Below are 18,893 nucleotides of genomic sequence, written 5' to 3' on the forward strand. Positions count from 1 at the left end.
AACGACGGCCCGGTGGAAAGGCGCGGCCGCCGACATTCAAGGGCACGCAAGACACCAAGGAGGCGATCATGGAGCCGAAAGGCCTCGACATGGGCGACTACCAGGAGCGCTATCAGGACTACGAGATTGAAGTCGCGGTCGAACAGGTGCTCACCGGTGTCAAAGCGCATTTTCGGGTGTTGCGCAACGACGCGGTGGTGGTCGACTGGCGGCTCGTGCATATCGACACGCTATGGTCCACTGAGCATGCCGCGGCCCTGGCGGGCTTCAAGGCGGCGCGGGAAACGATCGATGCTGGCCTCACCACGTAGCCACAAGCGCGCGAGCCGGCGAGCGCATTCAATTAAGCTGACGATCTTTCGACTTGCTGGAGACGGTCGATCCGTTCGGCAACCGGATTCGTTTTTGCGAATCGCCGAACAAGGATATGCGTGGGGCGTGATGAGCCAGTGGCAGGGGCTTGACGCCGCGGTCGCGGCCGTCGTGTAAACGGAACCGGGCGCCGGCATGCATTGCATTCGCGGCGCCCAGTTCGGCTGCCGTCTTGTGAACGGCAACCTTCAACGGCGACAGATTAGTGGCCGAAGAAAACCGATTGCGGGCCCGACGAAGCCGGTGCACGCGTACCCGATTGCGACGACACGTTGTTCACGCCACCGTATGCGTTCGACTCGGCATTAGCGCGTTCAGCCGCGACGGTTTGTGCGCTCTGGCCTTGTTGCGAAGCCGGTGCGCCGACCGACGGACGGTAGAACGGTGCCGGGCCGTAGCCGCTAGCGAATGCGGGAGCGGCGATCGAGGCAGAAACAGCAACCAACAGGGCGGCGATGAGCTTGGTCTTCATGGTGTGACTCCGATAAGTTTCGATTTCATTTCAGGAAGGCGTCGCAGGGGCCGGTGAGGTGTGTCTGCAACGTCGATGGAAGGCAGTGTATACCCCTACTATTGAAAATTTGTACCGATAATCTGAAATTACTATTCTCGGTATTGAAATAATCGGTCGGAGGGTTATGCGACAGGCGTCAGCGGTGGTCTGCCCCCGTCTGTCAAGCGGTTTTGGCGGTCAAAGACCGGGTTGGGAGGGTGGGTTATCGGTGGCGTTTTCCGGAATTCGCGGCTCGTCACGAGCGTTTCCGGGGCATCGGGCCACTTGCGGTAAAATTGCGGTTTGATTCAAGCCGTCCCCCCGCCCCATGTCTTCAGCTCAAACTCCCAGTGCACGCCGCGTTTCTGTCGCGCCGATGATGGACTGGACCGATCGCCACTGCCGCTCGCTTCATCGCGTGATATCGCGTCACACGTGGCTTTACACCGAAATGGTTACCACCGGCGCGTTGCTGCACGGCGATGTGCCGCGCCATCTGGCGTTTACGCCCGAAGAGGCGCCGGTCGCTTTGCAACTCGGTGGCAGTGAGCCTGACGACCTTGCGCGCTCGGCTAAGCTCGGTGAGCAATGGGGCTATGACGAGATCAATCTGAACTGCGGTTGTCCGTCCGAGCGTGTGCAGCGTGGTGCGTTCGGCGCCTGCCTGATGAACGAGCCGCAACTCGTCGCCGATTGCGTGAAGGCGATGCGCGATGCCGTGTCAGTACCGGTAACTGTCAAGCACCGGATCGGTGTCGATGCAGTTGAGGAATATGGCTTTGTGCGCGACTTCGTTGGCACGATAGCGGATGCTGGTTGCAACGTGTTCGTCGTGCACGCGCGCAATGCAATTCTCAAGGGCTTGAGCCCGAAAGAGAACCGCGAGATTCCGCCGCTCAAGTACGACTACGCGTATCAGTTGAAGCGCGACTTCCCGCATTTGGAGATCATCATCAATGGTGGTATCAAGACGCTTGATGAGGTCGAAACGCATCTTCAGCATATCGATGGCGTGATGCTTGGGCGCGAGGCTTATCACAATCCCTATGTGCTCGCCGATGTCGATGCACGCTTCTATGGCTCGACAGAAGCGCCGCTTACGCGCGAGCAGGTCGAGGCGAAGCTGATTGAATATTGCGCGGCTGAAATGGCACGCGGCACGTACCTTGGTTCGATCACGCGTCACGCGCTTGGTCTCTATCGCGGTGAAGCCGGTGCACGTGGATGGCGTCGCGTGTTGTCCGATAGCAAGCGTCTTGCCGCGCGCGATCTGACCATCTTCGACGAGGCAAGACAGCATCTGCGTGAGCCCGTCGAAATTTTTGAATAAAGGACTAGGCAAACGGGATTCTTGTTCGTATAATCTCGTTTCTTCATCGGCGAGCCAAGTTTCTCAGCAATGAGTTGCTAGCAAGTCAAGCAGATGTCAGTGGTGGCTGTAGCTCAGTTGGTAGAGTCCAGGATTGTGATTCCTGTTGTCGTGGGTTCGAGCCCCATCAGCCACCCCAAAGAATTCAAGCAGTAAAAAGTTTGACCAAACGGCGTTGTGAGAAATCACAACGCCGTTTTTGTTTGTGCCTTTGCAAAACGTCGCGCGATACAGGATGGTCTCGTCATTCGATACGTGGTCCGATTGGCATCAATGCCCATGCCCCCCATTGCCGCCGCTGCTCCACGAACTACCCCCGCCGCCTCCGTGGGAGCCACCGCCGCCGCCATGCCAGCCGCCTCCTCCTCCGTGCCAACCTCCGCCATGCCAACCTCCGCCGCCTCCGTGCCAACCTCCGCCATGCCACCCGCCGCCGTGCCAGTACCCGCCACCTCCATGGTAGTAACAGCACGGCCCACCCCAACCGCCCCAGATGTCCACCGTGCCGTAAGCCGGTCCATACACCGGTCCATAGGCATATCCGTAGCCGGGGTAATAGGGCTGCGCGTAGGCATAGTCGTATCCTGGCGCGACCACGCACCCGGCGAGACTTCCCGCCACGACCAACATCGCGATTGATGCAATGAGCCTGCTCACGATTTTCTCCCTCGTATGTGAATGAGAAAAACGGCGCACCCGGGAGTTCAGCAGGATTTGTGTCCGCAAATTACGGCCCGGATTTACCACCCGGCTTCCGTTACGCCTGCACCGCAACCCAACGCCATAGCGGCCGCCCGTTACGCCAGCCTTCCAAACTATGACGGATTCATCGCGCTGTAACAGTTGGTTAAATTTTCGCAACGTAACTGTAGGGCGCGCCTGATACTTTCCCGTCAGACAATTTCCCTTTGAATCCAGATCCATGCTTGTGCTGACGCTGGACGAAGAAGAACGCATCCCACTTTGCCGGGCCGCCTGATGCAAAGCCTGCAAAAACCTGGTCGTCAATGAAGCACGATACACAGCCTGCGACCGCATCGGCATGGAGCGCCGAAGGCGACGCCTGTGCCGCTCGCGGCGACCTCCAGGCCGCACTCCAATGTTTCGAAACAGCGCGCGCGCACGATCCTGTCGACGCCGTCGCCCTTGAGCGTCTCGCCGCGACGGTCGCCGCGCTGAACCGTTTTCCCGAAGCCGTCATCCGCTATCACGAAGGGATCGGGCTCGATTCGCGGAACACCGATTTGCGTCATGGCCTCGGCTGGTCGCTCGAACAGATGCATCGACTCGAGCAGGCGGTAGACGCGTATCGTGAAGCAGTCCGGCTGAATCCAAAAGCCGACGGCTCATACAACAACATGGGCAACTGCCTGCAGGCACTCGGTCGTTTCGACGAGTCTCACGAAGCCTATCGCCGCGCGATCGAGGCCGCTCCGCAGGTGCCGCTGTACTACCGCAACTTCGTGCAGTCCAAGCGCCTTGGCGCCGATGATCCGGTGTTTGCCGCGCTGGAGCAACTCGTCGGCGATGCCGCCTCGCTGACACCCGCCAATCAGGCGGAGATTCATTTCGCGTATGGCCAGGCGCTGTCCGATGTGGGCCGCAACGATGCGTCGTTCGATCACTTCCTGAAGGGCAATGCACTGCACCGTGCCGGCGTGCGCTATGACGAAGCCGCGTCGCTCGGCCTGTTCGCGCATTTGCCTGAGCTCCTGACTTCAGAGGTGCTGGCGGCCAAGCATGGTCTGGGCGATGCGTCGGACGCACCGATTTTTATCGTCGGCATGCCACGCTCCGGTTCGACACTGATCGAACAGATTCTCGCGAGTCATCCGCAGGTTTTCGGCGCGGGGGAACGCACGGAGTTCGGCGCGGCGCTGGTGAACTGCATCGGCCGCGATCTCGACGATCCCTTGCGCATCGATATCGAAGCCTTGCATGGCATCGGCCCCGCGCAATTGCGCACGCTCGGCGCCGACTATTTGCACCGCATACGGACGTCGCTGCCGGCAATGCAAACCGCAACGCCAGGCTACGCACGTTTCACCGACAAATACCCATTCAATTTCATCAACGTCGGGCTGATTCATCTGGCGTTGCCGAATGCGCGCTTCATTCATAGCAGCCGCTCGCCGTTGCAAAGTTGTCTGTCGATTTTTGCGCGAATTTTTCATGACGTGCCGTTCAGCTACGATCTCGGTGAACTGGGCCGCTACTATCGCGCGTACGACGCGTTGATGGTCCATTGGCAACGCGTGTTACCCGAGGGCACGATGATCGAAGTGAAATACGAAGAGCTGATTGAAGATTTCGAAGGGAATGTCCGACGCCTGCTCGCGCATTGCGGACTCGACTGGGATGAGCGCTGTCTGGCGTTTCACCAGACCACGCGGCAGGTGAACACGGCAAGCGCGGCACAGGTGCGCCGCCCGCTCTACAAGACATCGCTGCAGCGCTGGCAACCGCAGCAGGCGTTGCTGCAACCCTTGTTCGACGGTCTGGGACCGGAGTTGGCGCCCGCTGGCAGCGTCAGCGGGCGCGAGCGGGCGCCTCGGGCAGATGCCGGGACAGCGGCCAACGGGATGGAGCGGAAATCGTGAGCGCAACGCGTGGAGCCGTCATCTGGATGACCGGTTTGTCCGGCGCCGGTAAATCGACCGTAGCCGAGGCGTTGCATCAGCGTCTGAAAGAAGCCGGACATGCCTCGATCGTGCTCGACGGCGACGTGCTGCGGCGCGGCCTGACCGCGGGCCTCGGCTTCACGCCCGAGGATCGCGCCGAAAATCTGCGGCGGATCGCGCACGTCGCGGCGTTGTTCATGCAACAGGGCTTCATCGCGATTGCCGCGGTGATCTCGCCCGAGCATGAACATCGGCGCATGGCTCGCGAGATCGTCGGCGCCGGTTTCGTCGAAGTGTTCGTGAATGCGCCGCTGACGGTGTGCGAAGCGCGTGATGTCAAAGGCCTCTACGTGCGTGCGCGGCGCGGTGAAATACCCAATTTCACGGGTGTTTCGGGGCCGTACGATGTGCCGCTCGACCCCGATGTCATGATCGAAACCGATCGCGTGTCGATCGAAGAGGCCGTAGGCCGCCTGCTTATGCATCTGAGCGCCATGGGTTGCCTGTCGAGGGAAGAAAGCGGGCTCGGCAGGCCTCGTCTCGCGAAATAGTCGCCGCGAGGTGTGTGCCTGTATTCGGCCGCGCAAATTTTCCACCCGGCGCGGCGCATTTCGCTATACCTTTTCGCCTACTTGTGGACAGAAGGGGTGATGCGTCGATGCCGACATTGTCGATACGAAAAATAAAGCCGAACTTCGAAACGCTCGTTCTGGCGGCCGATCTGACCGGCACGGTTGTTTTCGCGATCGAGGGCGCGGTGAGCGCGATGCGCGGCGGTCTCGATCTGCTGGGTGTGATGGTGATCTCGTTTGTCGCGGCGCTCGGCGGTGGGGTGATCCGCGATCTGTTGATCGGCGATTCACCGCCTAACGCGATACGCGACTGGCGTTATCCGGCGTTGACGTTCGTCACCGGTCTGCTCACGTTTATTTTCCATTCGACAGCGCAGCAGTTTCCTGTCGCGCTGATTACCGTGCTTGACGCCGCTGGTCTCGCGCTGTTCGCTGTTGCGGGCGTCGAGAAAGCGCTGCTGTTCGGGATCCGTCCGTTTATCGCGATGCTGATGGGCACCATCACCGGTGTGGGCGGCGGGGTGATCCGCGATGTGCTGATGGCGCGCGTGCCGCTGGTGCTGCATGCCGACATCTATGCGACGGCTGCTTTCGCTGGCGCATTCATTGTGGTGGTTGCGCGGCGTACCGGCTGGCCGCCGGGCGTCGCGGCTTTAGCAGGCGGTGCGGTGTGCTTCGTCTTGCGCGTGCTGGCCGTCACCTATGGTTGGCATCTGCCGAAGGCGTCGCTCTCAGCGCTTGCGTAACGGCTCGATCAGCGACGACAAACCGTTGTGATCGATCTCGTGCATCAACGCCAGCAGACGGCCGATTTCGCCCGGCGGAAAGCCCTGGCTCGCAAACCAGTTCAGATAGTGGCCGGGCAGATCCGCGATCAGCCGGCCTTTGTATTTTCCGTACGGCATCACGCGCGTGACCAGCAGTTCGAGGTGTTCGGGGTTCATCGCAAGTGGGTCGACGGAAAGTTCATTGAGCGAGGCGGTGCGAGCACCCGCTGAAGCAGCATTTTAGCTGCGCTGCAGGCATCGCGCCGGCATGGTAACGTCAGCGCTTTCCCTTTACACACAACAGGACAGGTTCGATGGAATACCGCAGACTCGGCGACTCGGATGTGAAGGTTAGCCTGATCGGTCTCGGCACCATGACGTGGGGCGAGCAGAATACCGAGCAGGAAGCGCACGCGCAGATCGATTACGCGCTCGATCATGGTGTCAATCTGATCGACGCCGCGGAAATGTACCCGGTGCCGCCCCGTCCCGAGACGCAAGGCTCGACCGAGCGCTATATCGGCACGTGGATCGCGCAACATCGCAGCGCGCGCGAGAAGATCGTGCTGGCCACCAAAATCGCCGGCCCGGCGCGTCAACCGCACAACCCGCGTCATATTCGCGGGGAGGGCAACCAGTTCGACCGCAAGAACCTGACCGAAGCGCTCAACGATAGCCTGAAGCGCCTGCAAACGGACTACGTCGATCTGTATCAGTTGCACTGGCCGGATCGCAGCACGATGACGTTCGGCCGTCCCGCCTATCCGTGGGTCGATGACGCGTATACGGTGCCGATCGAAGAAACGCTGTCGGTGCTCGCTGAATTCGTCAAGGCGGGCAAGATTCGCCATATCGGCGTGTCGAACGAAACGCCCTGGGGTGTCGCGCAGTTTCTGCGCGCGGCGGAAAAGCTCGGCTTGCCGCGCATCGTCAGTATCCAGAATCCGTATAGCCTGTTGAACCGCACGTACGAAGTGGGTCTGTCCGAGTATGCGCATCGCGACAACATTGGTCTGCTTGCGTATTCGCCGCTGGCCTTCGGCTGGTTGTCGGGTAAGTATGAAGGCGGCGCGCGTCCGGATGGTGCCCGCATCACGCTGTTCGAGCGCTTTCAACGCTACAGCAAGCCGCAAGCGATTCAGGCGACCACGCGCTATGTGGAACTGGCGAAGCGTCACGGTTTGTCGCCCGCGCAGTTCGCGCTGGCCTTCGTCAATAGCCGGCCGTTCCTGACGAGCAATCTGATCGGCGCCACGTCGCTCGATCAGTTGAAGGAAAACATCGGCAGTGCTGAGGTGAAACTCTCGCCGGAAGTGCTCGCGGAGATTGATAAGCTGCATGAGTTGCAGCCGAATCCGGCGCCTTGAGGTAGCTGCCGGGGCGGCAAGGCGAGTTGATCCGCCTTGCTTGCCTCGAACTCAATCAACGTCGCCCAGGCTCGCTCAGCGAATCTTCAATTTCGAGCGCACCGCATTGAGCGCCAGCAAACTCACCACCGCGCAGAACATCAGATAGAACCCGGGCGCAAGTTTATTGCCGCTCGCGTCAATCAGCCAGGTGATCACAAAGGGCGCGAAGCCGCCGAACACCGTCACGCCGATGTTGTAGCTGACCGCGAGACCGGTCGCGCGCGTCTGCGTCGGGAAAATCTCCGACATCAGCGCGGGCAGTGCGCCGAAGTACGTCGCCTTCAATACGCCGATCCAGATCAACGCCAGCAGCATCGTGGCGAACGACGGATGCGCATTCATATACACGAAGGCCGGATAGACCGTCAGCAGCATCAACGTCGCGGCGACTGCCATGATGCGGATGCGTCCCATGCTATCGGACAGGTGGCCGGCGAACGGCGTCAGCACCGTCAGCACGATTCCCGTTGCAAGCGTCGCCGAGAAGCCGGTCGAAGCGGGCAGATGCAGTTGCTTGATCGCATAGGTCGGCATGTACAGGATCATGTAGTTGGCCGCGGTCGAAATGACCAGCGAGCCGACCGCGAGCAGCATGCGGACTTTCTGCGTGCCGAACAGATCGCGCAGCGGCGTGCGGGTTTTCGGCTCCGTGTTGAATTCGGCGCCTTCGTCCACGTAACGGCGAATATAGAAGCCGACCGGGCCGATCGCGAGGCCGAACAGAAACGGAATACGCCAGCCCCACGATTCGAGTTGCGCCGTCGTGAGCTGGCTTGTCAGCAACGCGCCGAAGCCGGAGGCGAGCAGTGTCGAGAGGCCCTGGCTGGCGAACTGCCAGCTACCCATGAAGCCGCGCCGCTCGGGTGCATGCTCGACCAGAAACGCGGTGGAAGCGCCGAACTCGCCGCCCGCCGAGAAGCCCTGAACGAGCCGCGACAGCATGATGCCGGCCGGCGCCCACAAACCGATCACGGCATACGGCGGCATCACGGCGATCGTCAACGTGCCGATCATCATCAAGCCGATCGACAACAGCAGCGACACCTTGCGCCCCGCGCGATCCGCGAGTGAACCGAGTACGAGTCCGCCGAGCGGCCGGATCATGTACGAGATGCCGAAGGTGCCGAGCGTGAGCATCAACGAAATCGCTTCGGTACGTGCCGGGAAAAACAGCTTCGCGATCGTCACCGCGAAAAATCCATAGACGACGAGGTCGAACCATTCAAGCGCATTGCCGATCGACGCCGCGAGAATGATGCGATGGACCTTTGCGGCGGACGGCCGCGCGGCGCTGGCTTGCAAGGTGGACGTGCTCATCGTGGCGTGCCTCGTGGCGGATGCGGCTAACAGTTAACTGCGGGTGTGCGGCAGGCGTACTGCGTCGATCGCTCAGGCCGCGGCTTTTGATGTCGTCGGGGTTGAGTGCGGCGAGTTCTCGCCGAGATCCCAGAAGAGCCCCGCCATGATCTGCAAACCCTCGCGCACCACCGGTCCGAGCAGATGCTCGTTCGGCGCGTGCTGGGAGCAGGCCGGGTACGAATGCGGCACCCAGATGGTCGGCAGACCGAGCGTGTCGGCGAAGACTTCGTTGGGCAGCGTGCCGCCGAGATTCGGCAGTACAGCCGTTTTCTTTCCGGTGGTCTGTTCGAGTGAAGCGATGGCCCACGTGACCCACGGATCGTCGGGATTCAGACGTGTCGCCGGCGCACCGCGCTCGACGTTGATCTCGACCAGCGAAAAGCCATGCGCGTCCAGATGCTTGCGCAGGTGCTGTTCCAGGCTTTCCCAGTCGGTGCCGACCACGAAACGCAACTGGCAATGCGCGAACGCTGACGCCGGGATGGCATTGACCGGGTTCTCGGGATTGCCGGCCTTGAAAGCGAGCACTTCGAAGCTGTTCCAGCCGAACACACGTTCTGGCGGCGTGAGACCGGGCTCGCCCCAGTTATCGTCGACGGCCGGGTCGTTCGGACCGCCGCCTACCGTGATATCCGCCAACGCGCGACGCACCGCTTCCGGAATCGGCGGCGGACGCAAGCCGTCGACAGCGATTACGCCACGCGCATCTACGAGGCTTGCAAGTGCGTTCGCCAGCACGGTGGCCGGGTTGCGCAGCAGACCGCCCCAGTTGCCTGAGTGATGCGCGCCGTCGCGCAGATTCAGCGAGAGCTTGAAGTTCACCGAGCCGCGCGAACCGAGGAAGACGGTGGGGCGGCGCGCGGCGAGGCGCGGACCATCGGAGGCGATCAGCACGTCCGCGGCCAGTTCCTGTTTGTGTGTGTGGCAAATCGCGTCGAGCCCTGGCGAGCCGGTTTCCTCGCCCATCTCGATCAGCAGTTTTGCGTTGAAGCCGAGCTTGCCGTCGCGCGCGGCCAGCACGCTCGCTAGCGCGGCAAGATTGATGGTGTGCTGGCCTTTGTTGTCGGCGGTGCCGCGGCCATACCAGCGTTCGCCTTCGATTGTCACGGCCCACGGCGTCAGCGGCGCGCGCCATTGACTGTCGTAGCCGCGCACGACGTCGCCATGGCCGTAGATCAGTACGGTGGGCAGACGGTCGTCTTCGTGACGATTGGCGATCAGGAACGGCCCGAACCCTTGCGCCGGGTTATCGACGATGCGTGCGCTGAAGCCAAGCCCTTCGACTTCGGGCGCGATCTCGTCGGTCAGATACGACAGCAACGTAACTGCACGATCGTTTTCCTGACTCTCCGTGCGAAATCCGACGCGCCGGTTGAGGTTCTCGAGGAAGGCGCCTGATTCGAAATGATGCGTTGCGTGTTCGATGGCCTGATTGCGGCTCATGTTTGTCTCCGATGCGGGGTGCGGGGATGGCGGCGACGCGGCGCCGTGCGTGGCACGTCTGGTTCGCGGCCATCAACTTCGAAACGATTCTAGGAGGCCGTTATTTTTGTCACAATGATCGTCTTTCGAAGCTTGTGTTGCCGAAAAGGCAAAGCTCGATACACTGACACACGGCCACATCCGCTTGCAAAAGGCATCGCTCATGGCACTTTCATTACACGGCATCGCATTGCGCTATTTCGTCGAAGTGGCGCGCACCGGTTCGATTAGTGACGCGTCCGCGCGGCTGCATGTGGCCGTGTCGGCGATCAGCCGGCAGATCGCGCGGCTCGAAAGCGACCTCGGCGTCGCGCTGTTCGAACGGCGGCCGCGCGGCATGTCGCTCTCCGAGGCGGGCGAGCGTCTGCTCGCCTACGCGCAGCGCAGCCTGCTCGAGGCGGAGCACGTGATGAAGGAGATCGGCGGCCTCGAGGCGTTGCACGGCAGCATGATCAAGGTCGCCAGTTCGGAGGGCTTCGCCGCGGATTTCCTGCCCAGCGCGATGGCGGCGTTCCGTTGCCACTACCCCGGGATCGACTTCACGCTTTCCGTGATGCCGCCGGGCGAGGCCACCCGCCGGGTACGTGATGGCGACGCCGATCTCGCGCTGACCTTCAGTCTCGCGCCGGAAAAGGGCGTCAAGGTCGAACACACCGAGCGGGCGCCGGTGCTGGCGTTGCTGCGCGCCGATCATCCGCTGGCCGGGCGCGCGAAGGTGTCGCTCGCCGACCTGCAGCGCTATCCACTGGTGCTGCCGGAGCCCGGCACCACGATCCGGCAATTGATCGACATCACTTGCGCGCTTGAAGGCGTGCTGCTCGAGCCCGATCTCACCTGCAACAATAGCGGCGCGATGTACCGTTACGCGCAGAAGTCCGGCGCGATCATGTTCACGGGGCTGCTGTCGGTACGCGACCGTTACGCCGGCGACGGCTTCGTCGCGATGCCGCTGACGCATCCGCAGATGCGCCAGCGCAGCATCCAGGTGCAGACGATGGCCGGACGGGAGTTGCCGCCGTCGGTGAAGGCGTTCCGCGACCACCTGATCGCAGAAATCGGCGGCGCCAAGCCTACCAATGCTGCAGTGCCGAAGCCGGCTCGAAAGCGCGGCGAGGCGCGTTGAAAGGCAAATCTCCCTGCCGGACGTCGAATCACGACCTAAACTGTGGGGACGGGGCGGGCTGGTCAGCCTCTACTGCACGGCTGGCGGTGCTGTGGCCCATACCAGTGGTAGGATTCAGCCCGAAAAATGGAGCACGGTGCGCGATGAATGGGCGTGCCGTCCACAACAGAGCGATAGGACTCAGGACATCGAATGGCGCAACAAAAAACAAACCCAAAACTTGAGCAGGCGCTGACGCGCGGGGATCTTGCAATTCGCCAGGCCAACTCGGCACGGGCGACGGCGTTGCTGCGTGCGTTGGGCAAGATGATCGTCGAGGCATCGGCGACGATTGGCGTGGAGGCATTCACGCTGATTCCGGACGGCGACAAGATTTACGATCCGACTGATGGGCTGTGGCCGCAGGAACTGCAGGTTTCGCTTGATGGTCCTGTCGAGGAGCAGGACCCGGATGAGGTTCGGACGGTGCGGTTGATTGCCGATGATCCGGCGACGGTGTTCAGGGTTGAATGGCAACGCGCCGACGGGAAGATCGGGCGTCAGGATGGGGGGCCGTTTGCAACGGTGGCTTTTATTTCTGATGTGGATATTCCTTGGACGGATGATGAGGATTGAGGTTTGGGGTTTTTTGCCTGCGCGGCGCTTGTTTGTCCGTGTTCTTAGGGTGTTGGCCTTTCCTTGAATTGTTAGTGGTCTATTAGCGTTGCCCCTGTGCGGGGCGGCACCTACTTCTCTTTGCCGGCTGCAAAGAGAAGTAGGCAAGAGAAAGCAGCTCAAACCGCTACTGCTAAGTGGGGCCCGTGGTCTGCCACGGGTAGTGGTGCATCTGGAATCTGTGTTCGTGCACCTGCATGCGCTTGTGACAAGGGCGTCATACTTCCGGCGGCGCTGCGCGCGCCGAAGAGTACTTCTTGAAACCACCCGCTACGCTTCGGCGTTCATGGACCTCAACCGAAGCCCGTGGTTTCCCATGCAGACCCGTCCGCGACGCACGCAGTGCGGAGTGGGAGCTGATGACACCTTTGTCACTAACGCGGAGTGTGCGAGGACACGGATTCCAGATGTACCACTACCCGCGGCAGACCACGGCGCCCACTTAGCATGAGCGGTTTGAGCTGCTTTCTCTTGCCTACTTCTCTTTGCAGCCGGCAAAGAGAAGTAGGTGCCGCCCCGCACAGGGGCAACGCTAATAGACCACTAGCAATTCAAGGAAAGGCCAAAGCCCTAAGAACACTGACAACAAGCGCCGCGCAGGCACTAGATCAAGGAAAGGCCAAAGCCCTAAGAACACCGACAAAAAGCGCCGCGCAGGCAAAAAACCGGCCGCAGGCCTAAATCTTTATTTCATCATCCTGCGCCGAAACAAAACCGCCGAAACAACAAACCCACCCACCGCATAAGCCACCAGCACGGCAACATGCAAAACAGCACCATCAACAGGCCGCCCAAGCATAGCCGGCCGAATCAGATCGACAGCATGCGCCAAAGGCAAAAGCTCAGTCACAACCCGCGCCGCAGCAGGCAACTGTGAAACAGGAAAGAACACCCCAGACAACAGCAACATCGGCGTCAACACCAACGTCTGATAAAACATAAAAAAGTCATACGACGGAGCAAGCGCCGTCACCACCATCGCGACACTCGCGAACGCGAGCCCTGTTAACACGATCACCGGCAACGCCAGCAACATCGACGGAAAACTCGCGTAACCGAGCCCCCCCGCGACCAGCATGATCGCCGCGCCCGATAGCATCGACTTGCTGCCCGCCCAGATCACCTCGCCAAGCACGATGTCGCCGAGCGTGAGCGGCGTATGCATGATCGCCTCCCACGTGCGCTGTACGTGCATGCGCGAAAACCCCGAGTACATCGACTCGAAACTCGCCGACATCATCACGCTCGATGCCACCGTGCCGGCAGCGAGAAACGCGATATACGACACGCCGTCGACATGCCCGACCATCAGCCCAAGTCCGAAACCCAGGCCGAACAGGTAGATCATCGGGTCAGCAAGATTGCCAAACATCGAAGCAATTGCGAGCTTCCGCCAGACCAGATAGTTGCGGCGCCACACCGCAATCCAGTTGACGGCGTTGGCAGGGAAAGCGGCGAAGGTTTCCTGCTTCGGCGGTGTCTCGCCGTGCGGTTCGTAAGTGCGTGCGTCCATTGCGTGTCTCTTGCCGTGTCGTTATAGCTGTAGAGGATTGCGAGCTGAGCCGATGTCGATTCGCGTCAGTCCTGCATCTCGCGCCCGGTCAGACGCAGGAACACATCTTCGAGATTCGCCGGGCGATGCAGGTAGCGCAGATCGGCGCGCTGCTTGAGCCGGGCATGCACAGGCTGGGCGTCGTTCACATAGCAGAAGAGCGTCTCGCCACTGATCTCGGTGCGCTCGACAAGCGGCGCCAGTTCGTCGCGCAACGCAACCGGATCGGGTCCGAAGATTTCGATCACATCACAGCCGATCTCCGATGCAATCAATGCACGCGGCGCGCCTTCGGCGATCTTGCGGCCTTCCTCGATTACGCAGAGGCGGTGGCACAGCCGTTCGGCCTCTTCCATGAAGTGCGTGGTCAGCAGAATGGTCTTGCCGCGTGCGAGCAGCGAGCGCAGCCGTTCCCAGATCAGGTGGCGCGCTTGCGGATCGAGGCCGGTGGTCGGCTCGTCCATGATCAGCACGTCGGGGTCGTTGACGAGCGCGCGAGCCAGCGTAAGGCGCCGTTTCATGCCGCCCGACAGTTCGCTCACACGTGCATCCGCCTTGCTCTCGAGACGCGCGAATTCGAGCAGCGACGGCACCATCTCGCGGCATTGCGCGGCGCTCAGACCGAAGTAGCGGCCGAACACCTGCAGGTTTTCGCGGACCGTGAAATCGGGATCGAGATTGTCGAACTGAGGCACGACGCCGACACGCGCCCGGGCCACGCGCGCGCGGCCGGGAATCGGCTCGCCGCACAGGCGGATCGTGCCGGCATCCGGTGCGGCGATGCCGAGCAGCATGCGCAACGTGGTGGTCTTGCCTGCGCCGTTCGGGCCGAGCAGGCCGAAACATTCGCCGGCGTTGACATGAAACGACAGTCCGTCGACGACCGTCTTTTCGCCGTAGCTTTTTTTAACCTGGTGGAATTCAATGGCGGCTTCAGACATGGATCGATCGAGGCTCCGCGAAAAGACGCAAATGGCCGGTAAGGCCGCTCATTCTATGGCATCGGTAGTGAGGTGTTGATCGTCACTGGATGCGCCGGACGGCGTTTCTTGCGCTGCGGCAAAGGCTCGTGGGTGACTCAAACCCAGCCCAAACCCGCCACAAATCCAGCGCGCACCGGTTTAGGGCGCACTTAGCGTTTTCCATCCCTTGCAACCTGAATTGCGGCGCACCATGATTCATTCAGACCGCGTTCCTCGCGGATGGGAGAAAAATCATGGCGAGCTACCAGAAAATCCTGCTGTGCTACGACGGCTCGCGCGAAGGCCGCAAAGCGTTACGTTGCGGCGCCGACCTGGCGTTGGATCTGAAGGCGGAAACGCACCTACTATCAGTGGTTGACATGCGCTCGAGCATTGCGCAAAGCGCGGGCCTGCTGACTGATGTGGCCTGCGGCAGCTTCGAAAAAACAGCCCGCGACATCCTGCAGGAAGGGGTGGACTGGCTCACCGAACGCGGCGTGACCGCGCAAGGACATTTTGCGTTTGGCCATCCGATCGACGAGATCGCCAATCTTGCTAACGAATTGCATGTCGACCTCGTGGTGGTCGGCCATCGTTGCCGCACCGGGCTATCACGATGGTGGATGGGCGCGGGCAATACCCCGCTGCTCGATCGGGTCTCATGCAGCATTCTGGTGGCGTGCTCTTCCGCGCAGGAGCAGCAGCAAGCGGCGGCGGCCTGATGCACGGCGGGGCGAAGCGCGTGGACTGGATTGAATGAGTTGAATGAGCCACGTGGCCGAACGGTCGCCGCGTTCGCTTCGGCCAAACCGTGATTCGCTCATACGCTCAAGTCGATAGCGAGCGCCGGGCGATCACTCGTTCAGATTGACCGCCGCCAGCTTCCATGTGAACAAACCTTCGCGCCGCAAAATCGCCGAGTAACGCGCGTCACCAGCGCCATGCTGATAGCTGACGACGAACTCGTTAAGGCCGCGATAGCCCGCCGTGGTTTGCGGCGGTTGGGGTGGCGTGGTGCTGTTCGCGTTGTTACCTGTAGCAGGGTGCGCTGGTTCCTGTGCAGGAGCCGTTGCGGCCGGCGGATTGTCGGTGCCAGCCGGAACAGGAGGGCGCTCGCCCGGGTTGCCGCGCGGTGGCATGCCGTTCAGCAATGCCGCGACGCCGTCGGGTGTTGCATAAGCGTCGACCAGCGGGCCGATCAAGGCCACGCCGATCATCGCGCCAATCGCCGCGAACGGATTGCCGTTGCCTTGCACGTCGAGCCGACGCGTCAACAAGCCGGTGACTTGCTGCTTCAGGCTCTCGCGCAACGCGGGAAAGTCGACGTATTCATTGACGGTTTGCGCATCACGCGCATCCGCTGCGCGTTTGAGCTTATTCAGCGCCATGTAAGGCGACGCGTAACTGAACCCCAACGCGGCAATCACCACAATCACAATCAAGGTGACGATCAGTGGTCGGGCGGCATTGCGTTTCGTGCGTGTTGAAACTGCCATCGAGTGGGACTCTCCATCAGGTGTGATCTAACGTGGACCGCGGCCACGCAAAAACGATCCCAGGCGATGCGATATCCGAAAAGGCGCGGGCGGGTGAACGACCGTACGCCGGGTGTCGCGCGTAGTAAAGCCGCAATGGGATGCGGTGCACGCGCAGTGCGGTTTATGACTCGAACACCGCGCCGTGCACGTTGGCTTCATCTGCGATGCAACGATCGATCATGCGGCACACCGCGTCTACCGTGCCGACCATGATCAGCCGCGACGGCCCGTGATACACGCGCACCGGCGCGCGGCGCGCGGGTTCAGCCGTATTCAGCCCCGAGTTCAACGACACGCGAGCAAAAGCCGGCAACGACGACGGCAAGCCCGGTACGCCGACGGGTGCATCAAACAGCGATGGAGTACTGGCGGAGGACGCCTCGATCAGCGAACACGGCACCAGCTTGCGCAGATGACGCAAACGACCAAACTGGCGAAAAGGCAGCAGGCGGGCAAGGCGTTCCATGAGTCTCTCCAGGCGATTCAACGTTGGGGCAGCTTTGGGTTGGCTAACACGTGGGCAGTTAGAACTCGCCCGGGCGGATCAGCCCGACGGCGATGCCCTCGAGCGCAAACTCCGCGCTGCCGGTTTCAACGAAGATGTTGTCGTAATCGGGGTTCTCGGCGATCAGCTCGATGCCGTTCGGCCGGCGCTTCAGGCGCTTGACCGTCACATCGTCGCCAAGCCGCGCGATGATGATCTGGCCATCTTTAGCTTCGCTTTTCTTCTGCACCGCGAGCAGGTCGCCGTCGAAGATGCCCGCGTCGCGCATGGACAGCCCACGCACCTTCAGCAGGTAGTCCGGCTTGCTCGAGAACAGCGCCGGGTCGCACGCATAGTGCTGCGAGATATGTTCCTGCGCGAGGATCGGGCTACCCGCGGCAACCCGGCCGATCAGCGGCAACGACAGTTGCATGATGCTGGCGTGCGGCAGTGTGAACTGGTACGGCGAATCTTCCGACCCGCCCAGCAGGCGAATGCCGCGCGATGCGCCGGCCGCCAGTTCGATCACGCCCTTGCGGGCGAGGGCGCGCAGATGCTCCTCTGCCGAGTTGGCCGAGCTGAAACCCAGCTCGGCGGCGATCTCCGCGCGGGTGGGCGGAAAGCCGGTGCGTTCGATGGCCCGGCGGATCAGATCGAAAACCTGCTGCTGTCGTGCGGTGAGTTTGGTCATGGCGCCACTGTATGTATGAACAGGTGCCTGTATTTTTATACAGTATTCCGCGCAATTCAAGCTTTACTTTAAGTTCGTGTCCTGGGGTGGCGTTCCAGCGTCGTAAATGGACGCTTCAACACCCGTTTTCGTGTCGCAACGCCTTATCCGGCCGTCATTACCACTTTTGCGTATTAAAGAATGAAGAAACATTATTTTTAATGATGAAAGCTCTTCGATAGACTGCCCTTCGAGTTGGCGCTCATGTGCACGTGACCGCGACGTAGAACAACACCACACGCTGTTTCAGCGGACCACAACGCGGAGAAAGTTGGCATGAACCATCAAGGCACGGGGCTGGCAGGCAGGACCAGAAAACTTATCGCGGCGCTCGCATTCGGCGCAGTCGGTACGATCGCCGCGGTCGGCGTCACGGTGCAGGCACATGCAGCCGACATGACGCTGCTGAACGTGTCGTACGACCCGACCCGCGAGCTGTACCAGGATGTCAACCAGGCATTCGGCAAGGAATGGAAGGCGAAAACGGGCGAGACGATCACCTTCAAGCAGTCGCACGGCGGCTCGGGTGCGCAAGCCCGCTCGGTGCTGGACGGTTTGCAGGCGGACGTCGTGACGCTGGCGCTTGCCTATGACATCGACGCGCTGGCTAACAAAGGTTTGCTCGACAAGGGCTGGCAAAAGCGTTTGCCGGACAACGCCTCGCCGTACACGTCGACGATCGTGTTTCTGGTGCGCAAGGGCAACCCGAAGCACATCAAGGATTGGGACGATCTGATCAAGCCGGGTGTGTCGATCGTCACGCCGAATCCGAAGACCTCGGGTGGCGCGCGCTGGAACTACCTGGCCGCGTGGGCCTATGCTGAACATCAGCCGGGTGGCAACGACCAGAAGGCGAAGGAGTTCGTCGGCAAGCTCTATAAGAATGCCGGCGTGCTGGATTCGGGCGCGCGTGGCGCGACCACCAGCTTCGTGCAGCGCGGTATCGGCGACGTGCTGATTGCGTGGGAAAACGAAGCGTTCCTGTCGCTGAAGGAGTTCGGTCCGGACAAGTTTGAAATCGTGGTGCCGTCGGTGAGCATTCTGGCTGAACCGCCGGTTGCGGTGGTGGACAAGGTGGTCGACAAGCACGGCACGCGCAAAGTGGCGGAAGCGTATCTGAACTTTCTGTACAGCGAGGAAGGTCAGGAAATCGCGGCGAAGAACTTCTACCGTCCGCGTTCGAACAAGGTGCCGGCCGAGCTGACCTCGAAATTTCCGAAGCTGAAGTTGTACACGGTGGACGATTCGTTCGGCGGCTGGGCGAACGCGCAGAAGACCCACTTTGCCGACGGCGGCGTGTTCGATTCGATCTACTCGCCGCAGTAACGGGTAGTCAGCCAGACGAGATGCGCAGTTAGACGCCGCAGTTGAACGCGTAGTCACACTTCGCCAGAAAGCGTGCCGGC

General features: G+C 61.3%; 20 protein-coding genes and 1 tRNA gene. 11 read left to right on the forward strand and 10 right to left on the reverse strand.

Going from position 1 to position 18,893, the window contains the following annotated elements; genetic code table 11:
• The first annotated feature begins 68 nt into the window (after positions 1 to 68).
• Complete coding sequence (locus tag P3T25_RS08080) at positions 69 to 311, forward strand: DUF6566 family protein (RefSeq protein ID WP_154561321.1); 243 nt, start codon at positions 69 to 71, stop codon at positions 309 to 311.
• A gap of 263 nt (positions 312 to 574) precedes the next feature.
• On the opposite strand, the gene P3T25_RS08085 is transcribed toward P3T25_RS08080, so the two are convergent.
• A complete protein-coding gene (locus tag P3T25_RS08085) occupies positions 575 to 844 on the reverse strand; it encodes a hypothetical protein (RefSeq protein WP_120291432.1) in 270 nt (89 codons plus the stop codon).
• 349 nt (positions 845 to 1,193) lie between these two features.
• Between P3T25_RS08085 and dusA the strand changes: the two genes are divergently transcribed.
• Both dusA and P3T25_RS08095 read left to right on the forward strand, forming a co-directional pair.
• Positions 1,194 to 2,195: a tRNA dihydrouridine(20/20a) synthase DusA gene (dusA, locus tag P3T25_RS08090; RefSeq protein ID WP_154567506.1), complete on the forward strand. Its 1,002-nt coding sequence runs from the start codon at positions 1,194 to 1,196 to the stop codon at positions 2,193 to 2,195.
• A gap of 102 nt (positions 2,196 to 2,297) precedes the next feature.
• Positions 2,298 to 2,373: transfer RNA gene (locus P3T25_RS08095), tRNA-His, on the forward strand.
• A gap of 131 nt (positions 2,374 to 2,504) precedes the next feature.
• Here the strand turns inward: P3T25_RS08095 and P3T25_RS08100 are convergent.
• Positions 2,505 to 2,891: a hypothetical protein gene (locus P3T25_RS08100; protein ID WP_166618381.1), complete on the reverse strand. Its 387-nt coding sequence runs from the start codon at positions 2,889 to 2,891 to the stop codon at positions 2,505 to 2,507.
• A gap of 350 nt (positions 2,892 to 3,241) precedes the next feature.
• On the opposite strand from P3T25_RS08100, the gene P3T25_RS08105 reads away from it, so the two are divergent.
• From P3T25_RS08105 to P3T25_RS08115, 3 genes are all read left to right on the forward strand, one after another.
• Positions 3,242 to 4,834, forward strand: coding sequence for a sulfotransferase (locus P3T25_RS08105; RefSeq protein ID WP_429357861.1), 1,593 nt, complete (start codon positions 3,242 to 3,244; stop codon positions 4,832 to 4,834).
• On the forward strand, positions 4,831 to 5,406 hold the full coding sequence (gene cysC / locus P3T25_RS08110) for an adenylyl-sulfate kinase (RefSeq protein WP_266238885.1): 576 nt from the start codon (positions 4,831 to 4,833) through the stop codon (positions 5,404 to 5,406). The genes P3T25_RS08105 and cysC overlap by 4 nt, the downstream gene beginning before the upstream one ends.
• Positions 5,407 to 5,513: 107 nt before the next feature.
• Complete coding sequence (locus tag P3T25_RS08115; protein ID WP_429357862.1) at positions 5,514 to 6,173, forward strand: trimeric intracellular cation channel family protein; 660 nt, start codon at positions 5,514 to 5,516, stop codon at positions 6,171 to 6,173.
• On the opposite strand, the gene P3T25_RS08120 is transcribed toward P3T25_RS08115, so the two are convergent.
• The gene (locus P3T25_RS08120; RefSeq protein WP_006048800.1) at positions 6,159 to 6,371 is read right to left on the reverse strand and encodes a DUF3820 family protein; all 213 of its coding nucleotides are present in this window, start codon (positions 6,369 to 6,371) and stop codon (positions 6,159 to 6,161) included. The genes P3T25_RS08115 and P3T25_RS08120 overlap by 15 nt on opposite strands.
• Before the next feature lie 137 nt (positions 6,372 to 6,508).
• Here P3T25_RS08120 and P3T25_RS08125 point away from each other — a divergent pair, with 137 nt between their 5' ends.
• Positions 6,509 to 7,561, forward strand: coding sequence for an NADP(H)-dependent aldo-keto reductase (locus P3T25_RS08125; RefSeq protein ID WP_266238883.1), 1,053 nt, complete (start codon positions 6,509 to 6,511; stop codon positions 7,559 to 7,561).
• Between the two features lie 75 nt (positions 7,562 to 7,636).
• On the opposite strand, the gene P3T25_RS08130 is transcribed toward P3T25_RS08125, so the two are convergent.
• The gene (locus P3T25_RS08130) at positions 7,637 to 8,920 is read right to left on the reverse strand and encodes an MFS transporter (RefSeq protein ID WP_429357863.1); all 1,284 of its coding nucleotides are present in this window, start codon (positions 8,918 to 8,920) and stop codon (positions 7,637 to 7,639) included.
• Between the two features lie 72 nt (positions 8,921 to 8,992).
• Complete coding sequence (locus tag P3T25_RS08135) at positions 8,993 to 10,405, reverse strand: M20 family metallopeptidase (RefSeq protein WP_429357864.1); 1,413 nt, start codon at positions 10,403 to 10,405, stop codon at positions 8,993 to 8,995.
• A gap of 202 nt (positions 10,406 to 10,607) precedes the next feature.
• Here P3T25_RS08135 and P3T25_RS08140 point away from each other — a divergent pair, with 202 nt between their 5' ends.
• Positions 10,608 to 11,567 carry a LysR family transcriptional regulator gene (locus P3T25_RS08140; RefSeq protein WP_266238880.1) on the forward strand — a complete coding sequence of 320 codons (960 nt, stop codon included), beginning with the start codon at positions 10,608 to 10,610 and terminating at the stop codon, positions 11,565 to 11,567.
• Between the two features lie 192 nt (positions 11,568 to 11,759).
• A complete protein-coding gene (locus tag P3T25_RS08145; protein WP_054034577.1) occupies positions 11,760 to 12,182 on the forward strand; it encodes a hypothetical protein in 423 nt (140 codons plus the stop codon).
• A gap of 724 nt (positions 12,183 to 12,906) precedes the next feature.
• Here P3T25_RS08145 and P3T25_RS08150 read toward each other — a convergent pair.
• On the reverse strand, positions 12,907 to 13,734 hold the full coding sequence (locus P3T25_RS08150) for an ABC transporter permease (protein WP_154564840.1): 828 nt from the start codon (positions 13,732 to 13,734) through the stop codon (positions 12,907 to 12,909).
• 65 nt (positions 13,735 to 13,799) lie between these two features.
• A complete protein-coding gene (gene nodI / locus P3T25_RS08155) occupies positions 13,800 to 14,714 on the reverse strand; it encodes a nodulation factor ABC transporter ATP-binding protein NodI (RefSeq protein WP_154564838.1) in 915 nt (304 codons plus the stop codon).
• Positions 14,715 to 14,989: 275 nt separating this feature from the next.
• On the opposite strand from nodI, the gene P3T25_RS08160 reads away from it, so the two are divergent.
• Positions 14,990 to 15,457: a universal stress protein gene (locus P3T25_RS08160; protein WP_054034575.1), complete on the forward strand. Its 468-nt coding sequence runs from the start codon at positions 14,990 to 14,992 to the stop codon at positions 15,455 to 15,457.
• Positions 15,458 to 15,589: 132 nt separating this feature from the next.
• Here P3T25_RS08160 and P3T25_RS08165 read toward each other — a convergent pair whose 3' ends face one another.
• From P3T25_RS08165 to lexA, 3 genes are all read right to left on the reverse strand, one after another.
• Positions 15,590 to 16,231, reverse strand: a complete 642-nt coding sequence (locus P3T25_RS08165; RefSeq protein WP_266243196.1) for a DUF2939 domain-containing protein — start codon at positions 16,229 to 16,231, stop codon at positions 15,590 to 15,592.
• 163 nt (positions 16,232 to 16,394) lie between these two features.
• Positions 16,395 to 16,739 (reverse strand): hypothetical protein, encoded by a 345-nt coding sequence (locus P3T25_RS08170; RefSeq protein WP_154564834.1) that lies wholly within the window; start codon positions 16,737 to 16,739, stop codon positions 16,395 to 16,397.
• A 58-nt stretch (positions 16,740 to 16,797) separates the two neighbouring features.
• Positions 16,798 to 17,448 (reverse strand): transcriptional repressor LexA, encoded by a 651-nt coding sequence (gene lexA / locus P3T25_RS08175; protein WP_054034573.1) that lies wholly within the window; start codon positions 17,446 to 17,448, stop codon positions 16,798 to 16,800.
• 315 nt (positions 17,449 to 17,763) lie between these two features.
• Here lexA and P3T25_RS08180 point away from each other — a divergent pair, with 315 nt between their 5' ends.
• Entirely contained in the window at positions 17,764 to 18,813 is a 1,050-nt protein-coding gene (locus P3T25_RS08180) for a sulfate ABC transporter substrate-binding protein (protein ID WP_266243192.1), read from the forward strand.
• Positions 18,814 to 18,893: the final 80 nt, after the last annotated feature.

The sequence above is a fragment of the Paraburkholderia sp. GAS32 genome, assembly GCF_050434225.1.
Lineage (GTDB): Bacteria > Pseudomonadota > Gammaproteobacteria > Burkholderiales > Burkholderiaceae > Paraburkholderia > Paraburkholderia madseniana.